Source organism: Wohlfahrtiimonas larvae (genome assembly GCF_002006755.1).
Taxonomy (GTDB): domain Bacteria; phylum Pseudomonadota; class Gammaproteobacteria; order Cardiobacteriales; family Wohlfahrtiimonadaceae; genus Wohlfahrtiimonas; species Wohlfahrtiimonas larvae.
Map to the genome: position 1 here is coordinate 17,646 of NZ_MVDO01000103.1, position 16,732 is coordinate 34,377.

Below are 16,732 nucleotides of genomic sequence, written 5' to 3' on the forward strand. Positions count from 1 at the left end.
CTAGGTTCTATAATCTGCATTGATTTTGACGTAATCATAAGAGAGATCACAGCCCCAAGCTGTTGCAACAGCCTCACCATTATGCAAATAGATTTCAATTTCCACTTGTTTAGCGGAGAAGATCTGCGCAAGCAATGCTTCATCAAAAGCGATCCCAGCACCATTGGCAACAATCTGAATTTTTGCATCACCACCTTTCACAAAAATTTCAATTTTATTGACGATGAGATCAGCTGATGAATAACCAACGGCGCATAAAATCCTACCCCAGTTTGCATCACCACCAAAAATTGCAGTTTTGACTAAGCTTGAACCAATGACAGATTTTGCAACCTTACGTGCGTCTTCTACAGTTTTTGCGCCAAATACATTCGTTTCAATGAGCTTGGTTGCACCTTCCCCATCTTCTGCGATTTTCTTAGCCAAGGTTTGATTCACAAAACGCAATGCTTTGACAAAAGCATCATAACCCTCATCTTTTTCAGACGTAATAACGTCATTACCTGCTAAACCATTCGCCAAAATGATTGCTGTATCATTCGTACTTACATCGCCATCCACAGAAACCATGTTATAGCTTTCATCCACGCTTTCTAAAAATATACGTTGTAATAATGATTTTTCAATTGCAATATCAGTTGTAATAAATCCAAGCATTGTCCCCATATTTGGATGAATCATACCTGAACCTTTAGCAATACCACCAATTGTGACAGTTTTGCCTTGAATCTCTAATTCAACCGCTATATTTTTCTCGGTGAGATCCGTCGTCATAATTGCTTTGGTTGCAATCGTACCATCTTGAGACAGCTTATCCACAACATGGCCAATGCCAACATTAATTTTTTCCATCGGCAATTGCACACCGATAATGCCTGTTGATGCAACCAACACAGCATCTTGTGCAAGATCTAATCGCCCTGCTACTAATTTGCACATATTCTCAGCATTACGGTAACCTTCATCGCCCGTACAAGCGTTCGCATTACCACTATTGACAATGATTGCTTGCACATTGTCTGATTTAACATGCAGTTCTGATAACATTACAGGTGCTGCTCGCACTGCATTACGCGTGAATGCACCTGCAGCAACAGCCGGTGTTTCTGAATAAATGAGCGCCATATCATAGTTACCGCTCGCCTTAATTCCCGCTTTAACACCTGCAGCTAAAAAACCTTTAGCAGATGTTACATTTCCATCCTGAATGATTTTCATATTTTATCCATTATCATCATATTTTTATATATACATAGACAACTGATGAATACCAGTTTCTTCCTGAATGCCAAACATTAAATTCATACATTGCACTGCTTGACCACTTGCACCTTTAATCAAATTATCAATTGCAGAAACTACGATCACTTTTTGGCGCACTTCATCCACGCGAATACCCACTTCGCATAAATTACTATTTTTAACATGTGAAATTTGTGGCAATTCATTCACAACACGGACAAAAGGCTCATCTTTATACATTGCAATGTATTGCTGATAAATTTCAGCTTCTGTCATACGCTCAGTAATATCTAAATAAATGGTTGATAAAATCCCACGATTGATCGGTAATAAATGAGGTGTAAATGTTACGTCAACATCTTGATGTAATAATTTAGACATTTCTTGTGCTATTTCGGGCGTGTGTCGATGAGAAAATAAGCCATAAGCCTTAAAGTTTTCATTTAATTCAGCAAATAGTAATTCGATTTTCTCACTACGACCTGCACCACTCACACCAGACTTAGCATCCACAATTATTGATGGCTTTACTAAACCTGTTTTCAATAATGGAGCAACACCTAAAATTGCCGATGTTGGGTAACACCCTGGGCAAGCAACAATTTTTGCAGTTTTAATACTTTCACGGTATAACTCTGGCATACCATAAACAGCTTGCTGATTGATCGTGGGATCTTCATGCTTAGTTTTGTACCATTGCTCAAAAACTTCTTCATCATCAAAACGGAAATCTGCACCCAAATCGATCACTTTAACGTTTGCATCGACAGCCTTTTTCGCCAATGGCTCTGATAAACCATGTGGCAATGCCAAAAATAACAAATCAATCGATGGTAATCGCTCTTCAACCTGCTCTAAATTAATTAATCGCTTATCAAAAAAAGACTCATAATTTCGGTAAACTTCCGAGAATTGTTTAGCACTATGGCTGTGTGATGCGACAAAATTAATCACAACATTAGGATGTTGATGTAATAACCAAACTAATTGTTGCCCAGCGTAACCTGTAGCCCCAATGATTCCGACTGAAATTGTTTTCTGTGACATATTTTCCTCCTTGAACTTAATAATGTAGCAAGGATTACTAGCTTTAAGAATAGCTAAAAAAAGTTTTTTAAATAAAGACCCAATTAAAAGTGAGATATGATAAAAAATTATCCCTAATGGTGGTATGAATATGAAAAGAAAGCTCCTTCTCGCAACATTTTTAACACCTTTATTCGTTATAAGTCCAAGCTATGCTACAGACTTACCCAATGAGGTTGTTTTAAACTATACAGGGCCTTATGGCATCCCTGCCACAATGACATTCACCCACAACAAAGAAAACTATACAATTGATACCACTGTTTTGATCCCTTTTAATAAAATGCGATTCATTATTAAAGGTCAAATCAAAGGTAATCAACTGTTACCCACAGAATATACTGTCTTTCGTAGTGATAAAGCTTATTCTTCTGCGATCATTGACTACAACAAAAATATCATTACTTACGGTAAATTACCTGAACGTAAACAAGAAAGCTTAGCCCAAAACACACAGGATTTATTTTCTGTTGCTTGGCAGATGAGCATTAACCAAGGATTACCTAACAAAAATACTCAAACAACTGATGGCAAAAAAATCTATCAATTACCTGAGCTGACACAAACTCAATCCATTGAACATCGCATCAATGGCAAAAAAGAGAATTCTATTTATTTTAAAGGTGGAGAGGATGATCGTCGTTTAGAAATTGGCTTAGCAACTGAACAGCACTTTATTCCCTCGGTCATCGTCTATTATGACAAAGGCACACGATATGAACTTACTTTGAGAAAATCTAAGATTACTCATCGATAAAAACACAAAAGCCATTCACATCATTGATATGAATGGCTTTTAACCTAATCTAACATTAAGCGTGATGCGTATAAAAATAATGTCCTTCAATGCCCAATGGTAAACCTAATCCCCACCAGATCAATAAGAAAATGATCCATGAAATCAAGAATGCGATTGTGTAAGGAATCATAATAGAGATCAATGTGCCGATCCCTGTAGTTTTAATATAACGCTGACAATAAACCACAACCAATGCAAAGTAAGTCATCAATGGTGAAATAATATTAGTTGTTGAGTCGCCGACACGGTAAGCTGCTTGAGTCAATTCAGGCGCAATACCCAAATGCATCAACATTGGTACTAAAATAGGAGACAACAACACCCATTTTGCAGATGCAGAACCAATAAATAAGTTAATGAATGCAATGAATAAAATCGCCATTACTACTGTTGTTTTTGGCCCAACATTCATATTTTGCAATGTTTCAGCGCCCGCTAATGCAATTAAACGGCCCAAACCTGATTGCGTAAACGCTTCGATGAAGAATGCACAGAAAAACATCATGATTAAGAAGCTACTCATATCTTTCATATTTTCTGTCAATGATGTAATGATATCATCCGCTTTTTTGTAATAACCCACTAAATAACCATAAACGATACCAGGAATAATGAATACAATAAAAATGATCGCAACAATTGATTTCATCAATGGTGCACCTGCACTGGTTAATGATCCTTCATGTCTTAATAAAGAATCTGTTGGAATCGCCCAAATCACAAATACTGATAATACTGCCACCATCACTATCGAAGAGATCCAGAATGCTTGACTTTCCTTCGCCGTGATTTCTTTATGTTCTTCCACTTGAGCATCATCATCAATTTGTGTACGCTTTAATCTTGGTTCAACAATTTTATCTGTGACAAACCAACCCACAACAATTAAGAAAAACACGGAAGCACTACCAAATGCCCAATTAGATAATACATTCACTGTATACTCAGGATCCACGATACGCGCGGCTGACTGCGTAATACCTTGTAATAAAATATCATTTGTTGCAGGAATCATATTGGCAGAAAAACCAGCTGAAACACCTGCAAATGCTGCAGCAATACCTGCAACAGGATGACGACCTGCCGCATAGAATAAAATCCCACCAATTGGAATCACAACAATGTAACCTGCATCTGCTGCAAAGTGGCTCAACATTGCAACGAATAAAACCATCGGCGTTAATAATTTTTTCGGCGTAATATTCAATAATTTTTGCAGTGCAACATTCACATAACCTGTGCGTTCTGCAATGCCAATCCCCAACATACCCACAACCACAACGCCTAATGGTGCAAATGTTACAAATATGCGAACAAAATCAGTTAAGAAATATAATAATTTTTCACCAGATAATAAATTATAAACTTTTTCAGTTTGTACAACTGATTCGCCATGTGAATTAGTCAATGTAAATGAAAAATCTACATATGATAATGGCAAAGATACGATCATAATCAATAACATTGAATAAAAAAACAACAACGCAGGCGCTGGTAATTTATTGCCAACCCATTCAATACCATTTAAAAATTTATTAATCAGCCCTTTTGACTGATCTTTCATTTGTGGCTGTTCACCCATGTTAAATATCCTTTATTTTCTAAATAACGCGCCAATATTACTAAAAAGCTACATATTTATCTTCTTTATTCATTTGATATTTAGATTATATTTAATAAAAATAAAACAAAAATCAAAATAAATACATTTGCATCAAATAATTAAGATGATAGTTTTTTATACATCCTCGCCATTTCTATAAAGAAAAATATATCTGAATGATGACTTCAAGAAAAAAATATCATTTTGTTCCTTGATATTTTTATGCTAATAACTAATTGTTATATATACAACCAAATAAATTTTCTATAATTTCATTCAAAAAAAGTTTGACAAAGTTATCTCAACATATATAATGCGAATCCTTAATTCCTCGATAGCTCAGTTGGTAGTAGCACTTGACTGTTAATCAAGGGGTCCCTGGTTCGAGCCCAGGTCGAGGAGCCAAATTAAGAAAACCTAGCCTAGCTAGGTTTTTTTTTGCTCAAAATATTGTAAGGCACAGATATGCAATCAATGACCATTGATAATTATTCATTAAATTACCAGCAGACTGGTCCTAAAAATCAAACACCTATTTTTATCTTAGGTAGTGCAATTTATTACCCAAGATTATTTCAGCATGCTTTATTCCAAAACCTTCATTTAATCTTTATTGACCACAGAGGCTTTGTCAAAGCGCCAACAAATCACACAGCACACACATTACAAGATATTGTGAATGATATTGAAAAAATTAGAGTGGCATTAAATATTGAAGAAATGTTCTTATTGGGACATTCTGGCCATGGTTTTATGGCAATGGCATATGCAGAACAGCATGCTCAACACGTCAAAGGTATCATCTTATCCAATCTCGCTCCCACTAACACACAAGAGCGCCAAGATGGTAGTATTGCTTATTTTGAATCAACCGCCACACCGGAACGCAAAGAGTACTTTTATTCAGAAATTGTAAAATTACAGGATGATATTCGCAATGATCCTGCCAATCGCTTTTCTCATATCAATATTCGTATGCAGGCCCATAGCTTTTATGATTTCACCTATGATGGTGCTTATCTTTGGGATAATGTACCTAACAACATGCCTGCAATTAATCATTTATGGGGTATCGAATTTGCAAAGTTTAATACTGCTCAGTTTCTTAGCTCTTGGCACAAACCAATACTATTAATCTTGAGCAAGTACGATTTTTTAGTTTCCCCAATATCTTTGTGGAATGATATCTGCCGTAACGCTAATATAGCTCCTATTATTTTTGATAAAAGTGGGCACAATCCCATGCTAGAAGAACCTGAAAAATATTATCAGATTCTGCAATCATTCATATCTTAATTGCGAGCGTTATGACAATGAAGCATTTACTCAGTTTACTCCTATTTACCAGTAGCTTATACATTGCCCAAGGTAAAACACTACATAGCATAGTGATTGGTTATAGTGATACTTTGGAAATTACAAAAGAAGCTTCCAACCTAGTCTGCTTGGGATTTGAAGCTGACCATCCCAATAACCACTGTACTGCAGAATATATCGATGCTGAACAAATTTGGGATAAACTAATGAGCAATGACATCCAAGTTGCGCTGATGCCCGAAGAAGTCCTACTAGCTAATCAGCGAAAGAAAAAACAACCTATTGTTATGACCCCGATGTACCAACAATACCTTATTGTTGTTGGCAATCATGAATTAGCCTTAAATCGCCCCAATAGCTTCAGAGATCGTACTATTGGCGTTACAGATTGGATTACTAAAGAATATCGAGGTAAACCATTGGCTAAATCTCTGGGGCTCAATGAAAAGGATATTTATTTCCCCATTAGTCAAACACGAGAACAACTATCTGAGCTCTTTTGCAATTATTCCATCGATGGCGTTATGATCATGTCAGCACCATCCAGCGCACTTGCACGAGAATTAACAACAAGCTGTGATGGTAAAATCTTATCTTTTACTAATGAGCAAGCTCAAAAAGTCATGAAATCTACACCAGGTTTATATCCTGCGACTATCTCCAAAGGGCTATATTGGCGTATCGATGAAGATATTCAAACATTGCGCTCTCGCACTATTCTAGTTACTAATCCTAACCAAGATGTAGTAGATACCGTTTGTGAAAGCTTAGAACATATCAATACGGAGCTTAATCTAACGACATTACGCACCAATATTACACCCCAAAGCATCCTAGACAGTTATGATCTAAAACCTATTCCTTTGCATCCTTTAGGGCAAAAGCTAATCGATATCTTACGAGAACGAACAAGCAATGAACAAGACAATGAAAACCTTATATTTGCTGAGTGATCGTATTATAAATGGCCACATGATGATCGGATGACTCCACGCTGACCAATGTTACATTTTCTTCACTGCGCAGCCATGTGCGTTGCCTTTTTGCATATTGGCGCGTTGCAATAATCGCGCGCTCAATTGCTTCATCTTTTGTCATCAATCCATCCAAATAATCCCAAATTTGACGATACCCAACAGCACGTTGTGATGGATAATCACCATTCAATTCAGGATATTTTGCTTTTAAATACTCAACTTCTGCAATAAAACCATCATCAATCATTTGATGAAAACGTTTTTCCATCGATTGATTGGCGCGCTGAATATCTTGATACGTTAACGCAAATTTCAAATAAGGGTATTCTAATGCCTCTTTCGGTGGCATTTTCCAAAAGTCATTTAAAGTTTGCCCTGAACTTAATACAACTTCTAAAGCTCGTAAAATACGTTGAGTATCTGCAGGTGCTAATCTTTCCGCACTGACCGGATCTAATCGTTGTAACTCTTTATACAAAGGCTCAATACCTTCTGCATGATGCCTAGCAATCACAGCTTCCCTAACCTCAGCTTTCACCTCAGGAATCGGTGAAATACCTTCGATTAAGGATTTCATATATAAAAATGTTCCGCCCACAATGATTGGCATTTTGCCTAATACTCGAGCTTTTTCGATCTCTGCACGCGCATCTTGCCTAAATTGTTCTGCAGAATATCGTTCCATTGGAGATAAGATATCCACAAGCGCATGTGGATAACTTGTGAGTATCTCTTTACTGGGCTTCGCTGTCCCAATATCCATATCCTGATAGATCAATGCTGAATCACAGGAAATTAAATGGCATGGAAAATGATCTGCTAAATAGAGCGCGGTATCAGTTTTACCGGACGCAGTTGGTCCCATCAAGAAAATAACTGGAAAATTTGGCATAATACTCACTTTGATTATCAACTGGCTCTATTATCGCTCATGGCTCGCTACTGGACAACTCTTAAAGATTTACATAACGCAAAAATTATCAACAATACAGAAGATTTATCTTCTGTGGCTGATCATTTCCAAATTAGAGTTTCGCCTGCTATGCAAGCTATATTAAAAAATAATGAGAAAGACCCTATTTATCAACAATTCATCCCATCTATTCATGAATCCATCATTTTAGATGATGAAGTGGGTGATCCCATTGGTGATATTCCTTACACACCTGTAACGGGCATTGTGCATCGCTATGAAGATCGCGCATTATTAAAAGTCACACAATTATGTGCAGTATATTGTCGCTTCTGCTTTCGCAAAGAGATGATTGGGCAATATGGTGAATCTCTCAGTAAGGATGAACTTAATGATGCATTTTACTACATTGAAACGCACCCTGAATTATGGGAGATTATTTTAACAGGCGGGGACCCGCTGATTCTATCCGTGAATCGCTTAACTAATATTATGCATCGCTTAGCTGATATTGAACATATTCAAAATATCCGTATTCACACAAGAATTCCTGTAGTTTCACCTGAAATGATTACAGACGAATTACTAGCATTATTCACAGCTATTCAAGACAAAGGCAAAACTATCACCATTGTGATTCATGCCAACCATGCCAATGAACTAACCAATGACGTTGCTGTAACCATGAAACGCTTACAGAAAAATGGTGTCATGCTAATTTCTCAATCAGTGATGCTGCAAGGTATTAATGATGACTTTGAGACATTGGCAAACTTAATGCGCAGATTCATTGCCGTTGGCATTAAACCTTATTACTTGCACCAATTAGATTTTGCACGTGGCACAAGTCATTTTCGAGTCAAAGAAGAGAAAGCAGTTGCGTTAATCCGCGAGTTACGCTTGAAGCTCTCTGGCATTTGCGTGCCTGTACTCATTCAAGAGATACCTCATGGCAAAAAGCCTTTATTTTAATCATCATTCAATCTCATAAGTTAATCGGCTAGCTTCTGCCATAATCTTATGATACTGCATAATACGATTCCAAGTCGTTCCTCCCGCCTGATGCCATAAAATACCTGAACGCACGCCAGCTAGTAGCAATGTTCTGATTTTTGCAGCATGGGATTCTGTCATTGCAACACTCGGATCACCTTTAACATAAATGCGTGGTGATAATTTGCTGATTGTTTGAGTATATAAATCTGCTAATGCCATTTGAATATTATCATGCATCATTGGAAAATGAACTAAACGCCCTTTAACATTCTCTATCCCACTACCCATAATATTCAAATAGGATGAATGCTCCCGTAAGCGTTTTTGTAACTTTAACATATTTGTAAAATATACCATGGCATCTTTAGGTAAATTACGCGGATTCCCCAAAGCTTGGAAACCAACTTTCAAATTTGATAAGCCATCATAAACACTCTCGATATTTTGAGGATCAGTTTCAAAAATACTATAAACCAAACCATGAGCAGCAGCTTCTGAATATTGCTGCTGCTTTGCTAAACGATCCACTAAAATTGCACTTTGCATAACGCCAGCTAATGCAATTGTTTGTCCTCTTAAATCATTTGTCATACACTACCTAAAATTTTTTTCATCAATGATTAATATCATACATTATGACATAGGAAAATATGGATAGTTACCAATCTCTCTCTGCACAAGTTTACAACTTTGATAAACCTATTGGCAAAAGCTTTGGCGATCTTGAATATTATCAATCTCGATTACTCAACAATGCAAGCCAAATCTTAGAACCTGCTGTTGGTACAGGCAGAATTATGATCCCCTTATTACAACAAGGTTATAACATTCAGGGATTTGATCTCTCTAAAGAGATGCTCAGTTACTGCGAAGAAAATTTACAAGCCGTAAATTTACCAACAAACATTATTCAGCAGGCCAGTTTTACTAATTTTAATTATGACCAAGCTTTTGATGCCATCATTATTCCCTCTGGCACTTTTTTGCTGATGACAGATTATGATGAAATAAAACTTGCACTTCAGAAGTTTTACGCAGCCCTCAATCCCAATGGCAAGCTTATCTTTGATCTATTTTTTCAGAATAACTTTCAATTAGGTAGAACCAATATTAAAACATTTACGTTATCTGCCGTGGAAAAAATCACATTGACAATGACAGAATCACATATTGATTATGCCCATCAAGTCGCCACTTATATACATCGTTATGAACATTGGGTAAACAATCAATTGACAACAACTGAACTTGAAACGTTCCGCTTGAAATGGCTAGGTATTGAAGAAATTCAATTACTACTGAAAGAGGCTGGATTTACAGAAATCACAATCTCAGCTGATTACCAACACAAAAAAGTAGTCACTAATGAAACAGAAATTTTTACAGTAGAAGCCTACAGACTATAACTAATGAACTGTCTCACCGGGATTGAACGGCAAATCCGTATTAGTTGTCGTCAATCCCACTTCTTCACGTGAAACCAACTCTAATTTAATAGCATTATGATCACTATAAGCGATAGCTTGCTTTGTAATACCATATTCATCACTCAAAACACCAACAAAACTAGCGGCTTCTTTAATTGCTTGCGTTGCAAAATGGCTTTCAACATCTAAAGTTGGCGCCGTATTACCACGTAAAGCTTCTATATCAATTAGTAACGCTAAATATAGCTCACGCAAACTTGCCATATTTTGATCATAGCTTTGACGCTCGATGCCTTCTGCCATCAAATATTCAGGGATTTTTCTTAAAATAATCTCTAACATTTGTGTCAACTGTTCTTGAAAAAGTGGCTGAGCCATTTTAAATAAGACGCCACTATTATTCGGTGATGGAATAAAGCGAATCCCACTATCACTAAAGAATACAAATGAACCCACAGGATTCTCTTCACCATAGACCTTCAATAGTTCTGGAGATTCTTCTCCTAACGCACGGCAAATGGCTTTATGATCAATCTCATAACAAGCACCCAATCCTTTTAAAGATTTTTGAACATTCTTCTTTTTCATGGGCAATCCTCACTTTTTCTACTATAGAGATATCATATTTAATTATGGATGAAAGGCAATGAATGTGAAATTCTGATTGATTCATTAGAAATCTGTGTACCATATACCAATGGTTTCACACCATTGGTAATCGCTTCTTCAAATGCTGCAGCATAAGCGGGATCGATTTCACTCGCAACACGAACACCCTCTATACCGGATAAATTCACACAATATAAAATATAAGCTTCAATATTATCCGCTTGTACATTAGCCAACTCGCGCAAATGTTTAGCCCCTCTTATTGTAACTGCATCAGGAAAGGCAGCAATATTGCTATCATCAAACCCCAAAGTAACACTTTTGACTTCCAAATAGACAGTACGATCTTCATATTCTAAATAAAAATCTATTTTGGAATTTTCTGTGCCATATTTCACTTCGCGCTTTAACTTTGTAAAATCTGCCAATTCAGTGATCACACCGTCATACAAAGCTTCTTCAACTAAGGTATTGGCTAAATGCGTATTAATACAAGCTAATCGCCCTTGCGGTGTTGCTGATAAAATCCAACTACCTTTTGTTTTACGATTAGGATCGGAAGATGGCTCATACCAAATCTCACCATTGGGCACCATGCAATTCATCATAGAGCCAGTATTAGCACAATGAATTGTTATTTCATCACCATTTTCTGTGACTATATCAGCCAAAAAGCGCTTATAGCGCTTAATGAGGGTTGCTTTATGTAAAGGAGCCTTGAATTCCATAATTACTGATTGAAGCACTCTTTCTGTTTTTCAATGATTTGATAAATGCTATTTTTGGCAAACTTTAACATTCGTGAAAACTCTTCTTCAGAAAATGCTGCTTCCTCAGCCGTCGCTTGAATTTCAATAAAACGACCTTCCGCATTCATCACAACGTTCATATCTGTTTCTGCTTCTGAATCTTCAACATATTCCAAATCAGCAATCACATTACCTTTATGAATACCAACAGAAATGGCAGCAATATTAGAAATGATTGGATTTTCTGTTAAAACACCTTCTTTCATCAATTTATCAATCGCGAATTGCAATGCTAAAAAACTACCGGAAATTGCAGTTGTGCGCGTCCCACCATCTGCTTGAATCACATCACAGTCGATAGTTAAAGTATTTTCACCTAACTTTTCCAAATCAACCGCAGCACGTAGTGAACGGCCGATCAAACGCTGAATCTCTTGTGTACGACCAGATTGTTTGCCTTTCGCAGCTTCACGTTGCATTCTAGAATGTGTAGAACGCGGCAACATGCCATATTCAGCAGTGATCCAACCACGACCTTCGCCACGCATAAAAGATGGCACTCTGTTTTCAAATGAAACTGTACATAAAACTTTGGTTTCACCAAAGCATGCTAAAACAGAACCTTCTGCATGTTTTGTATAATGAGGGATGAATTCTATTTTGCGCATTTCATCAAATGCACGTTCAGATGGACGCATGAATTACCTTTATATTTTTAAGACGAATAAAGACTAGCCATATTATATGATTATTATGGCAAAAGCGATGCTGATTCAGCTAATCTTTTAGGCGATCAATTGATGATAAATTAACGACCGCGGAAAACAATACGAGCTTTGCTCAAATCGTATGGTGTCAATTCTACTCGCACCTTATCACCAGTTAAAATACGGATAAAGTTTTTACGCATTTTACCTGACAAGTGTGCAGTCACAACGTGACCATTTTCTAATTCTACTTTAAATGTTGTATAAGGAAGTGTTTCAATCACTGTTCCTTCCATTTCAATATGATCTTCTTTAGACATAATTTCCCATTCATAAAGATTTCAATGAAAAAAGCCTTAAGATGACCTTAAGGCTAAATTTGGTCGGGATAGCAGGATTTGAACCTACGACCCCTTGCACCCCATGCAAGTGCGCTACCAGACTGCGCCATACCCCGTTTCGAGCGAGTATTATACAGTTTCTACATAATTTTGCAATCTAAGGACTTATTTTGCCTCGACAAACATTGGTTCATCCGATTGCGCATTCACTGTATCTTCATACAAACCGCCACCCAATGCTGTGTACAAATCAATACCATTGAGTATTTTTTCTTGGTATGTGCTTAATAGTCCTGTTCTTGCTTGGAAATGCGAACGCTGTGCATCCAATACGTTCAAGTAACTTGCAATACCATTATCGTATAACAACTGAGCTAAACGTAAGCTTTCTTTGGTTGTTGAAACAAGCTTAATCTGCGCCCCCAATTGTCTTTGTAATGGTTGTTGTGACTGCAAACCATTTGCCACATTCATAAATGCAGTTTGAATGGCTTTCTCATAAGATGCGATACTCGACTCTTTACGAACTTGTGATAAGTCATAATTTGACTTAATTTTGCCCCAATTGAAAATTGGGATAGAAATGGATGGCGCAAAACTCCAAGTTTGAGATGGACCTTTAAATAAATCAGAAAAATCCGTCGACATTGAACCAATAGTCGTCGTCAATGAGATACTTGGGAAGAAAGCCGCACGAGCCGCACCAATATCAGCATTAGCAGACATCAATTGATATTCTGCAGCCATTACATCAGGATGCGCTAATAACACCTCTGATGGCAATCCTGCTGGCAATTTACCTAAGATGTTTTGACTACTGATCGCATAACCTTTAGCCGCAGGCTTAATTGCTTTCCCCACAACTAAATCTAATGCATTATTCAATTGAACAACTGCTTTTTCTGCTGCTGCCACTGAAACTTTAGATGAATATAATTGTGCTTCTGCTTGCGCTAAGTCCAAATCATTTGCAATACCAGCTTCAACTTGCTGCTTCACTAATTGATAAGAATCATTATATGTACGCATTGTAATGCGAGACAAATTCAATTGCTCTTCAGCTGTTCTCAGTTGAATATAGCTACGCGCAACTTGTGCAACTAAAGAAATGTGAGCACCTTTTTGCCCTTCTACAGTTGCTAAATATTTAGCCTTTGCAGCATCACTCAATGATGCATATTTGCCAAAGAAGTCTAACTCAAACGCTGAAATACCTGCGTTAATTTGGTAGCCTGAATTAATTGGGCCGCCATTCCCTTGCTGGGAGCGACTATATCCACCCTGCGCATTAATGCCTGGCAAACGATCACTAATTGTAATGTTATATGATAAACGAGCTTGCTCAACATTTAACATAGCAATGCGTAAATCACGATTATTGATGAGCGCAGCTCCAATATACTCTTGTAAACGAGGATCTTTAAAGTATTCCTTCCATCCTATTTGCGCAGCTTTCACTTGAAGCTCTTCTGCCTTTACAGGCTCACTCGGAAAACTATCCGCAACTGGTAAAGGTGGACGTTGATAATCTGGTGCCATCGAACAAGCACTTAGAACGGCTGTTAATACCATATAAAGAGGTAACTTTCTCATAAAGTCGTAACTCCAAGTTTTAAATTTAGTTTATTGATATTCTTCTCTTAAAAAAGTATAACAACTTCATGAGAAGAAACCACTGATTTTATACTATTTATGACAACCTTGTTGTCAATAATATGACAACCCTTGGTCTTTTGGATCAAAATTAATCAATAAGACCTGTTTAGCTAACTGTTCAACCCCATTTTTGTTTTGCGGTACTGGTACTCGGCCAACACGCCACACAGTACTACGCACATTACTATCAAAAGCATCATTACCACTCCAAGAAGATTGGGATTCTACAATCTCCAAAATCTTGCCTGTCTTATCCACGCGTATAGCAACTACAGCTGTATAACCAATAGCATCCATCCCAATATTCCATTGATCTCTAAAAGCAGCTGCTAACATCGACTGGTAACTCGCATCATTCAATGCACTCAAACCCTCCGCAGTAGCTCTAGCTTCTGCCTCAGCCTTTGCTTTTGCCGCAGCAACTTCTTTAGCGCGTTTTTCTTCAGCTGCTTTCTTTTCAGCCGCAGCCTTTGCCTTCTTCTCCTCTTCTATTCTTTTTTTATCAGCTTCTGCCTGACGCTTTTTCTCTATTTCATCGGCTTGGCGTTTTTTTTCTGCTTCCTCAGCTTTTTTCTTATCTTCAGCTTGTTTTTTCTTTAAAGCAATTTCCTCTAGTCGTTTTTGCTCAGCGGCTTCTGCTTTTTTCTTCGCTTCTAACTCTGCCAAACGTTTCTTTTCGGCCTCGGCTTTCTTACGCGCTTCTTCTGCTTTGCGTTTAGCTTCTGCTTCAGCCTTTTTACGAGCCTCTTCAGCTTTACGTTTTTCCTCGACTTTGCGCTTTTCTTCTGCTATGCGATTCATCTCATTTTCCACTTGCTCTTCATCAATGCGCTCGGAAGCAACAGGTTTTTGTGCGCCTGAAATATTAGATTCTATTTTGCTCGCAGGTGCAAATAAAGAAAATGAATCATGTTTTTCATAAATAAAATAACCTAAACCAATTACAATCATGGCGGTTAAAGACCCACTTACAATATTAGCAATCAAAGATCTTGGGCGCATATTCATAATTATTCATCCATAGGGGCGGTCATTAATTGAACATTTTGCTGCGTAATAGACTGTAACAAACTCATCGCATCAATTACCTTGCCATAAGGTGCTAATTTATCGCCCTTGACCAAGGCCTGTATTTTAGGGTTCTCCGAGAACATCTGTGTTGCCAAGTCTATAATTTTCTGTTCTGACAACGGACTATTCGGATCCTCTGCATGATTGAAGAAAAACTCTCCATCGCTATTAACAGAAATCACCAACATCACATCATCATTCTCTGCAGCAATAGCTGTACTTGACTCCATTTTGGGCGGATCAACATCTATCCCTACAGAGATTGTCGTTGCTGTTACCATAAATATTGTTAATAACACAAACATTACGTCCACATAAGGGACAATGTTCATTTCGGCCTGCAAGCCTTTGCCACCTTTTTTACGTGATCGACGCATTATTGCGCTCCGTTTTGACGTTGTAATTGCATTTGACCATATTGACGCGCCAAAATATTCGCAAATTCTTCAATAAACACATCATAATGATCTGAAATTTTCTGAATGGTATTCACAAACGAGTTATAGATCATCACTGAAGGAATCGCTACCAATAAACCTAACGCTGTCGCAATCAATGCCTCAGCAATACCAGGTGCCACTTGTGATAATGTCACCTGCTTCACCGCACCTAAGGCAACAAACGAATTCATCACACCGATCACTGTACCAAACAAACCAAAATAAGGTGCAACTGAACCTGTTGTTGCCAGCCATGACAGTGATTTATGTAAAGTATTCTCTTCACGCTGTGCACTGGCTTCCATTGCGCGACGAATATTTTCCACCACAAACTCAGGCGAAAAAATTGGCGTTGTACGTAAACGATTAAATTCATGAAAACCTGAAACAAAAATATACTCCATACCTTCTGTATATTTCTTTTGGCTCGTCATATTATATAACTCTTGGATATCTGTGCCTGACCAGAACTTACTTTCAAATTTTTTGGCATCACGTAAAGCAAGCTTTAACAAAATCCATTTTCGCCAAGCAATAAAGCTAACAGAGATCAACATCAAAACGAGTAATAGCATTACGATTTGCACAATGATATTTGCTTCGACAACTAATGTCCAAAGGCTCAATTGTGAGTGTGCGTTCATGATTTTTCCTATGAAAATAATGATGGTAAAGGGATGGGACGACGGGTTTCAGTATTCAAACAAACTAGTTCAACTAGACCAGATACTAATAATTCTTCATTGCGATAAATTAATTGCTGAAAACAAACTCGTGTTGCTGTGAGCTTTGCCACAGA

Annotated in this window: 18 protein-coding genes and 2 tRNA genes; 6 read left to right on the forward strand and 14 right to left on the reverse strand. The window is 37.4% G+C overall.

Annotation, left to right across the window (positions count from 1 at the left end):
* Both argJ and argC read right to left on the reverse strand, forming a co-directional pair.
* Entirely contained in the window at nt 1–1,218 is a 1,218-nt protein-coding gene (argJ, locus tag BZK14_RS06440) for a bifunctional glutamate N-acetyltransferase/amino-acid acetyltransferase ArgJ (protein ID WP_077925725.1), read from the reverse strand.
* Nucleotides 1,219–1,242: 24 nt separating this feature from the next.
* The gene (argC, locus tag BZK14_RS06445) at nt 1,243–2,289 is read right to left on the reverse strand and encodes an N-acetyl-gamma-glutamyl-phosphate reductase (RefSeq protein WP_077925726.1); all 1,047 of its coding nucleotides are present in this window, start codon (nt 2,287–2,289) and stop codon (nt 1,243–1,245) included.
* 130 nt (nt 2,290–2,419) lie between these two features.
* Between argC and BZK14_RS06450 the strand changes: the two genes are divergently transcribed.
* Entirely contained in the window at nt 2,420–3,085 is a 666-nt protein-coding gene (locus tag BZK14_RS06450; RefSeq protein WP_077925727.1) for a hypothetical protein, read from the forward strand.
* A 55-nt stretch (nt 3,086–3,140) separates the two neighbouring features.
* Here the strand turns inward: BZK14_RS06450 and BZK14_RS06455 are convergent, their stop codons facing one another.
* Complete coding sequence (locus tag BZK14_RS06455) at nt 3,141–4,709, reverse strand: AbgT family transporter (RefSeq protein ID WP_077925728.1); 1,569 nt, start codon at nt 4,707–4,709, stop codon at nt 3,141–3,143.
* A gap of 349 nt (nt 4,710–5,058) precedes the next feature.
* Between BZK14_RS06455 and BZK14_RS06460 the strand changes: the two genes are divergently transcribed.
* The 3 genes from BZK14_RS06460 to BZK14_RS06470 all read left to right on the forward strand — a co-directional run bounded on the left by BZK14_RS06460 (nt 5,059) and on the right by BZK14_RS06470 (nt 7,000).
* A tRNA-Asn gene (locus BZK14_RS06460) sits at nt 5,059–5,135 on the forward strand.
* A 60-nt stretch (nt 5,136–5,195) separates the two neighbouring features.
* The gene (locus BZK14_RS06465; RefSeq protein ID WP_077925729.1) at nt 5,196–6,026 is read left to right on the forward strand and encodes an alpha/beta fold hydrolase; all 831 of its coding nucleotides are present in this window, start codon (nt 5,196–5,198) and stop codon (nt 6,024–6,026) included.
* An 11-nt stretch (nt 6,027–6,037) separates the two neighbouring features.
* Complete coding sequence (locus BZK14_RS06470; RefSeq protein WP_077925730.1) at nt 6,038–7,000, forward strand: TAXI family TRAP transporter solute-binding subunit; 963 nt, start codon at nt 6,038–6,040, stop codon at nt 6,998–7,000.
* Here BZK14_RS06470 and miaA read toward each other — a convergent pair.
* Nucleotides 6,984–7,916, reverse strand: a complete 933-nt coding sequence (miaA, locus tag BZK14_RS06475; RefSeq protein WP_077925731.1) for a tRNA (adenosine(37)-N6)-dimethylallyltransferase MiaA — start codon at nt 7,914–7,916, stop codon at nt 6,984–6,986. The two genes, BZK14_RS06470 and miaA, sit on opposite strands and share 17 nt — an antisense overlap.
* Before the next feature lie 39 nt (nt 7,917–7,955).
* On the opposite strand from miaA, the gene BZK14_RS06480 reads away from it, so the two are divergent.
* Entirely contained in the window at nt 7,956–8,909 is a 954-nt protein-coding gene (locus tag BZK14_RS06480) for a KamA family radical SAM protein (RefSeq protein WP_077925732.1), read from the forward strand.
* 3 nt (nt 8,910–8,912) lie between these two features.
* Here the strand turns inward: BZK14_RS06480 and BZK14_RS06485 are convergent, their stop codons facing one another.
* Entirely contained in the window at nt 8,913–9,524 is a 612-nt protein-coding gene (locus tag BZK14_RS06485; protein WP_077925733.1) for a lysogenization protein HflD, read from the reverse strand.
* A 59-nt stretch (nt 9,525–9,583) separates the two neighbouring features.
* On the opposite strand from BZK14_RS06485, the gene BZK14_RS06490 reads away from it, so the two are divergent.
* On the forward strand, nt 9,584–10,339 hold the full coding sequence (locus BZK14_RS06490) for a class I SAM-dependent methyltransferase (RefSeq protein ID WP_077925734.1): 756 nt from the start codon (nt 9,584–9,586) through the stop codon (nt 10,337–10,339).
* On the opposite strand, the gene BZK14_RS06495 is transcribed toward BZK14_RS06490, so the two are convergent.
* The 9 genes from BZK14_RS06495 to tolQ form a co-directional block, all read right to left on the reverse strand.
* Complete coding sequence (locus BZK14_RS06495) at nt 10,340–10,948, reverse strand: hypothetical protein (protein ID WP_077925735.1); 609 nt, start codon at nt 10,946–10,948, stop codon at nt 10,340–10,342.
* 38 nt (nt 10,949–10,986) lie between these two features.
* The gene (sfsA, locus tag BZK14_RS06500) at nt 10,987–11,697 is read right to left on the reverse strand and encodes a DNA/RNA nuclease SfsA (protein ID WP_077925736.1); all 711 of its coding nucleotides are present in this window, start codon (nt 11,695–11,697) and stop codon (nt 10,987–10,989) included.
* Nucleotides 11,698–11,699: 2 nt separating this feature from the next.
* Nucleotides 11,700–12,416, reverse strand: coding sequence for a ribonuclease PH (rph, locus tag BZK14_RS06505; protein WP_077925737.1), 717 nt, complete (start codon nt 12,414–12,416; stop codon nt 11,700–11,702).
* A gap of 110 nt (nt 12,417–12,526) precedes the next feature.
* On the reverse strand, nt 12,527–12,745 hold the full coding sequence (gene infA / locus BZK14_RS06510; protein ID WP_077925738.1) for a translation initiation factor IF-1: 219 nt from the start codon (nt 12,743–12,745) through the stop codon (nt 12,527–12,529).
* Nucleotides 12,746–12,805: 60 nt separating this feature from the next.
* Nucleotides 12,806–12,882: transfer RNA gene (locus tag BZK14_RS06515), tRNA-Pro, on the reverse strand.
* Nucleotides 12,883–12,931: 49 nt separating this feature from the next.
* Complete coding sequence (locus BZK14_RS06520; RefSeq protein ID WP_077925739.1) at nt 12,932–14,359, reverse strand: efflux transporter outer membrane subunit; 1,428 nt, start codon at nt 14,357–14,359, stop codon at nt 12,932–12,934.
* 114 nt (nt 14,360–14,473) lie between these two features.
* A complete protein-coding gene (gene tolA, locus BZK14_RS06525) occupies nt 14,474–15,430 on the reverse strand; it encodes a cell envelope integrity protein TolA (protein ID WP_077925740.1) in 957 nt (318 codons plus the stop codon).
* A gap of 2 nt (nt 15,431–15,432) precedes the next feature.
* Nucleotides 15,433–15,870 (reverse strand): biopolymer transporter ExbD, encoded by a 438-nt coding sequence (locus tag BZK14_RS06530; RefSeq protein WP_077925741.1) that lies wholly within the window; start codon nt 15,868–15,870, stop codon nt 15,433–15,435.
* Nucleotides 15,870–16,577, reverse strand: coding sequence for a protein TolQ (gene tolQ, locus BZK14_RS06535; protein WP_077925742.1), 708 nt, complete (start codon nt 16,575–16,577; stop codon nt 15,870–15,872). Before tolQ ends, BZK14_RS06530 begins: the two co-directional genes overlap by 1 nt.
* Nucleotides 16,578–16,732 lie beyond the last annotated feature (155 nt).